At 41.4% G+C, this 6000-nt stretch carries 5 protein-coding genes; all 5 read right to left on the reverse strand.

The genetic code is table 11. From position 1 onward, the window contains the following. Nucleotides 1–67 precede the first annotated feature (67 nt). Nucleotides 68–1096: a TRAP transporter substrate-binding protein gene (locus NR125_RS25195; RefSeq protein WP_256816352.1), complete on the reverse strand. Its 1029-nt coding sequence runs from the start codon at nt 1094–1096 to the stop codon at nt 68–70. A gap of 153 nt (nt 1097–1249) precedes the next feature. After that, a complete protein-coding gene (locus NR125_RS25200; RefSeq protein ID WP_009331941.1) occupies nt 1250–2515 on the reverse strand; it encodes a TRAP transporter large permease in 1266 nt (421 codons plus the stop codon). A 22-nt stretch (nt 2516–2537) separates the two neighbouring features. Next, nucleotides 2538–3071 (reverse strand): TRAP transporter small permease, encoded by a 534-nt coding sequence (locus NR125_RS25205; protein ID WP_009331943.1) that lies wholly within the window; start codon nt 3069–3071, stop codon nt 2538–2540. A 66-nt stretch (nt 3072–3137) separates the two neighbouring features. After that, the gene (locus NR125_RS25210; protein ID WP_009331945.1) at nt 3138–4187 is read right to left on the reverse strand and encodes a TRAP transporter substrate-binding protein; all 1050 of its coding nucleotides are present in this window, start codon (nt 4185–4187) and stop codon (nt 3138–3140) included. Nucleotides 4188–4672: 485 nt separating this feature from the next. Beyond that, nucleotides 4673–5786 (reverse strand): peptide chain release factor 2 gene (gene prfB / locus NR125_RS25215; RefSeq protein ID WP_099049186.1). Its coding sequence is split into 2 segments (ribosomal slippage): nt 4673–5713 and nt 5715–5786, totalling 1113 coding nucleotides; the frame shifts between segments, so codons are not numbered across the junction. Nucleotides 5787–6000 lie beyond the last annotated feature (214 nt).

Here is a 6000-nt window from a genome sequence, read left to right on the forward strand (position 1 = left end):
TTTCTCCTCCCTGCAATTTAAGCTCGGAGGAATAACAGAGTTATATCCCCCAGGCTTCTTCTTCCTGCTACTCTGCTTCCGCACGGATGCGATCAGCTAAATCCTTCGCCCAATCAAATTCACTGTAAATGTCTTCATACAAAGGCTGTGCTGCTTCTTCCATTTCAGCTGAAAACTCCTCTGATGGAGCTGTAAATTTTAAGCCATTGTCTTCGAGAAATTTCTTATCTTCTTCATAGCTCTTCTCAAGGAGGTCAAATTCATAATCTGCAGCTTCTTTTGAAGCCTTTTCGATAATTTTCTGCTGTTCTTCCGTCAAACCGTTCCAAAAATTACTGTTGATGATATACAAGTTAGGGCTGAACATATGCTTTGATTCCAAAATATCGCTTTGGACCTCATACCAGCCTGATGCCCTAACTGTAGCAATTGGGTTATCCTGGCCATCAACTACTTTTTGCTCCATCGCTGTGAATACTTCAGAGATTGGAAGAGGAGTTACATTAGCGCCAAGTAATTTTCCCAGCTCAATATAGTTTGGTATATTCGGCATTCTCAGGCGGAGTCCATCAAGATCTTCTAAGCTATCAATCGTTTTGTTTGAGGAAATCATCCTAAATCCATTTGCACTCCAGGCAAGGGGCTTTACACCATGTTCAGATTCAAGGTCTTCTGTCAATTCATCGCCAATCGGCCCATTCAATACCTTTTTTGCATGGTCAAAATCTTTAAATAAGAATGGCCATTCCGGGGCGGCCATTTTCGGAATGTCAGCCTGCATGATCAAACCAGGAATTCCCATTTCGATTGTCCCGTTGCGGACTCCATCATAGAATTCTTTCTCGGCACCCAATGTACTGTTCGGGTAAAGCTGAACTTCCAGCTCGCCGTTAGTTTCTTCTTCTACTATTGTTTTAAACTTTTCTTTCAATGCCACGTTTTGGGGATGGTCTTCAGCAAAGTAATGGGCTACCTTGATTACCTTTTTCTTTCCCCCTCCATTTCCGCCTCCTGCTTCCTCCCCGCCACAGCCGGCGAGGATTAAGAAGCTTGCAAGTACGGTGGCTGCCAATCCAAATAACTTCTTATTTTTCATCTTCATCTCCCCTTCGTTAGTTTTGCTGCAAATCTCTAAAGTTGTTCATTGTTCTATAATATAAAATCGAGTTTTGTAATATACACAAAAAGGAAACAGCGATTCTCTTTATAAAAATGCTGTTTAATATCCGCAGAGCACTGATTTGGCCGTTTATAAGAACAAAAGTGAAATCTGCGGAATGACAATAATGATCAGCAGTGTGAATACCATTGCAAAGAAAAATGGCACAATTGCCTTTGATAACTGTTCCAGTGACAACCCTGAAATCCCCGCACCTACAAACAGGTTTACACCAAGCGGCGGTGTTATGAACCCAATTGCCAGGTTTACGATCATAATAATCCCGAAATGAATCGGATCGTACCCAATTTGAAGGGCAACCGGCAGGAGGATTGGCGTTAAAATGATAATTGCTGCAATCGTGTCCATGAAACATCCTACAATTAAGAGCAATAAGGTAATAAGCATCATGATGATAAGCGGCTCGCTCGAAATGGAAATCATGGCTTCAGCAATTTGATTTGGTATTTGTTCAAGTGTCAATAACCGGCCAAATGCTGTTGCGGCTCCAACAATAACCAATACTGATGCAGTCGTTAAGGCAGAATCAACGAAAATCTGCGGCAAATCTTTAAGCTTTAATTCTTTATATACGAACACACTGACGATTAAGCCGAAAACAACAGCAACAACCGCTGCTTCTGTTGGTGTAAAAATACCGCCATATATGCCCCCTAAAATAACAACCGGAATCATGAGGGCCCATTTAGCTTGCCAAAGAGCTGTTAGGATGCTTTTTAAGGTTGTTTCTTGATTTGATCCCGTATAGCCCATTTTTTTAGAATGGATATAAGAATAAACCATTAGTCCAATGCCCACTAATATCCCTGGAATGATTCCGGCAATAAACATATCTCCTATTGAAACACTGCCGGAAACACCGTAAATAACCATTGGAATACTCGGAGGAATAATGACGCCAATTGACCCCGCTGCTGCTACAACTGCAGTCGCAAAACGTTTATCATACCCTTTTTGAACCATGGCCGGTATCATAATTCCGCCGATCGCTGCAACGGTTGCCGGACCGGAACCGGATATAGCTGCAAAAAACATACAAGTGATGATAGTTGCCATTGCAATCCCGCCCGTTTTATTGCCGACCATCGAATCAGCTACATTGAACAGGCGCTTGGATATTCCTCCCTTCCCCATGATTTCGCCGGCGATAATAAAGTATGGAACAGCCAGCAGCGGAAAAGAGTCAACTGAGTTGGTTAATTCTTTCATTAAAAATTCAACTGGCATACTGCCGGTATATAAAATGGTGAATAATACGGCTAACCCGATTGCAATTCCTATTGGAACAGTTAAAAATAGAAATGCGGCAAATGAACCAAATAATACCCCTGCCATTCAGAACCTACCCCCTTAAAGTCTAGATCACATTTATATTTTGTTCAGCATCTTTAGGCAGTTCATGAGTTTTATCAAAGTTTTTAATCGATATAATATTGCCTATGATATTTTGAATCAATCGGATGCCCGCAAGTCCCATTCCAACCGGTGGAGCAAGATATACAACGCCTGTCGGAATTTGAAGTGCAGGTGTCGTCTGGCCAAACATCAAGAGCTGGGATGCAATACCGTAGCCATAGAACACTACATATACGCAGAATACTAAAAAGAGGATATTAGAGATGAGTGAAAAATAAATTTTCGTTTTATCTTTAAAAAGAATGAGTGCGGCATCCACTTTGATATGGCGATGATGCTTGACAGCATAGCTGATACCGATATAGATAAGCCAGATGAAGCAGTACCGCGCAAGCTCTTCAGACCATGACAGAGAATTTGACATCACATAGCGCATGAACACCTGTATAAAAATGACAGAAACCATGATCGACGATAAAACGAATAGTATGTATTTTTCAAAGTTTTCGTCCAGCCATCTTAGTACTTTTAGCAAACTGATCGCCTCTCTTCTTCAAAAAGCGGCCGGCCATCGGGCGACAACCGGCTGCTCGTTTCAAATTTATTTTGCCTTATCAACCTCAGCAAGGAACTCATCTACAATTTCAGCGCCGATTTTATCTTTGTATTTATCAATAACCGGCTTCACAGCTTCCTGGAACTTTTCAAATTCTCCCTCTTTGATTTCTGTAAAAGTCATTTCTTTCTTTAATGTTTCAAGTGATTCGTCTGCTACTTCACGTGTACGCTCACGGTTAAACTTACCTGCTTCTACTGCTGCCTTCGAGATTATATCCTGTTGTTCTGCAGAAAGCTCTTCCCAAATCTTTTTGCTGAATAAGAAAATAAAAGGTGTGTACACATGATTTGTATTCGAAATATGCTTTTGAACTTCAGGATACTTACTTAACAATATTGTTGGATATGGGTTTTCCTGTCCATCGATCGTACCCTGCTGCATAGCTGTGAATAATTCAGTGAATGCCATTGGAGTTGGGTTAGCACCAAGGGCTTTCCAGGCATCTAAGTGGATTTCATTTTCCATGGTACGGATTTTCAATCCTTTAACATCCTCCATACCTGCAACTGGTTTTACATCGTTTGTTAAGTTACGGAAACCATTTTCCCACCAGGCCAAACCAACTAATCCCTGCTGGTCAACCATTTCAAGCATCTTATCTCCAAAAGGGCCATCCAATACCTTATCTGCCACTTCTTCATTTGGAACCGTGAACGGAAGATCGAAAACTCCATACGCCGGTATAAAGTTTACAAGCGGTGAAGTAGATGGAATGGTCACATCTAGCGTACCGAACTGAAGCATTTCAATTGCTGAACGGTCATCTGCAATCTGGCCGGAATGATAGACTTCCACTGTTAAATCATCTGACTCTGCTTCAACAAGCTCTTTAAATTTCAAGGATGCCTCATATTCCGGATGCTTGTCATTGACCCCGATACTAACTTTGATTGTCCGCTTGCCCCCTTCTCCGCTGGCACTATCGGATCCTTTTTCAGAAGCTCCGGTCGAGTTTGAATTTCCTCCACAGGCTGCCAATACCATCGTGCTGAACATAAGAATGCTCAAAAATAAAATAGACAACTTCTTCATCAATCTTCCCCCTCATTATTTCTAAAAATGATAGTGACTCTATGTTTGCGCTATCATTGGAAGTTCAAAAAACATATTTAATTTATAAAAACGCTTTCAAAAAACCATTAAAAATTTTTAAGTTTATCACTCCTTCAAACCATTTTGTTTTACATTATAAAACTCAGTTCTGTATTGGTGAACATATTTGTATTTTAACGTCAGCTTATTTTATTTGTCAAACTATTTTTTATATTCTAAAATGAATGTGAAATTAAAGTTATTTCAATAAAGTGATTAGAGTATATGATGCTATGAAGTATTAAAGGGAAAAGGATTTAATGATATGCTGACAAAGCATTTTTAGTAAAAATTTTCTTCACTTTTAAATCCTTATCTGGAGATCGCGGGGGAATCATGAGATTTTATAAATACAATTTTATCTCTGCACTCAAAAAAAACCAATGCCGATCTCTCTGCCGGCATTGGCTTCGTGTCTTTTAGTATTAATCCTGAGGCAAAATCAATTTCGAACGCAAATATGCGTTAATAAACATATCCAGGTCACCGTCCATAACTCCCTGGACGTTGCCGACTTCCGTGTTGGTGCGGTGGTCTTTTACCATGGAATACGGATGGAAGACATATGAGCGGATCTGGCTTCCCCAGCCGATGTCTTTTTGCTCACCGCGGATTTCAGCCAATTCTGCTTCCTGCTCTTCGATTTTCTTTTGATAAAGCTTAGCTTGCAGCATTTTCATGGCACGTTCGCGGTTTTTGATCTGGGAACGCTCTGTCTGGCAGGTTACCACGACATTGGTCGGCAAGTGAGTGATACGGACAGCAGAGTCAGTCGTATTGATATGCTGACCGCCTGCTCCGCTTGCACGGTATGTGTCGATTTTCAGATCTTCGGTACGGATGTCGATTTCAATTTCATCATTGAATTCCGGCATCACTTCACAGGAAACGAATGAAGTATGGCGGCGTCCTGATGAATCAAATGGCGATATCCTTACCAGACGGTGTACACCTTTTTCCGCCTTTAGGTAGCCGTATGCGTTATGGCCCTTAATGCTAAGGGTAACACTCTTGATGCCCGCTTCATCTCCTGGCAGGTAATCAAGTGTTTCAACTTTGAAGCCTTTCTTCTCTGCCCAGCGTGTATACATACGAAGCAGCATGCTGCCCCAGTCCTGTGACTCGGTTCCGCCTGCACCCGGATGCAGTTCAAGAATGGCATTGTTCTTGTCGTATTCCTCGCTTAAAAGAAGCTGAAGCTCGAAATCGTTCAGACGCTTAACCAAGTCCTTGAGTTCTTCCTCAAGATCTGCCTGCAATTCTGCGTCGCTCTCTTCTTTTACTAGCTCGTAAGTTAATTCCAGATTCTCAAACGTTTCGTATAAATCGTGGAATTCAACTACCTGTTCTTTCAGTGAGTTTGATTCGCTGATAACGACCTGTGCCGCCTGCTGGTCATCCCAAAATCCAGGCTGCAGCATGACATCATCAAGCTCAGCGATGCGCGCCTCTTTGTTTTCTAAGTCAAAGAGACCCCCTAAAGTCCGCTAAAATCTTAGCTGTTTTTTCAAGTTCATTGCGAATATCTGCTAATTCCATTTCCGTCACCTCAAAAATTATTTTTTTCATATTATAGCTTGATTATCTGTAAAACCATGTTTCCTATTAGGTTTATCTCAATTTTCTCCAAGAGAGAAGCCGGCAAAGCTGTTGCCGGCTCAATTGTTTATTTTAAGTGATAAATAAACTTTTAACGTCGATAATTGTCTAGCTCCAGCGCCTACCCCCTCGAGGTCACAAGCCAATCCTCCCA

It is taken from the genome of Cytobacillus sp. Bac17 (genome assembly GCF_024519925.1).
Classification (GTDB): Bacteria; Bacillota; Bacilli; order Bacillales; family Cytobacillaceae; genus Cytobacillus; species Cytobacillus pseudoceanisediminis.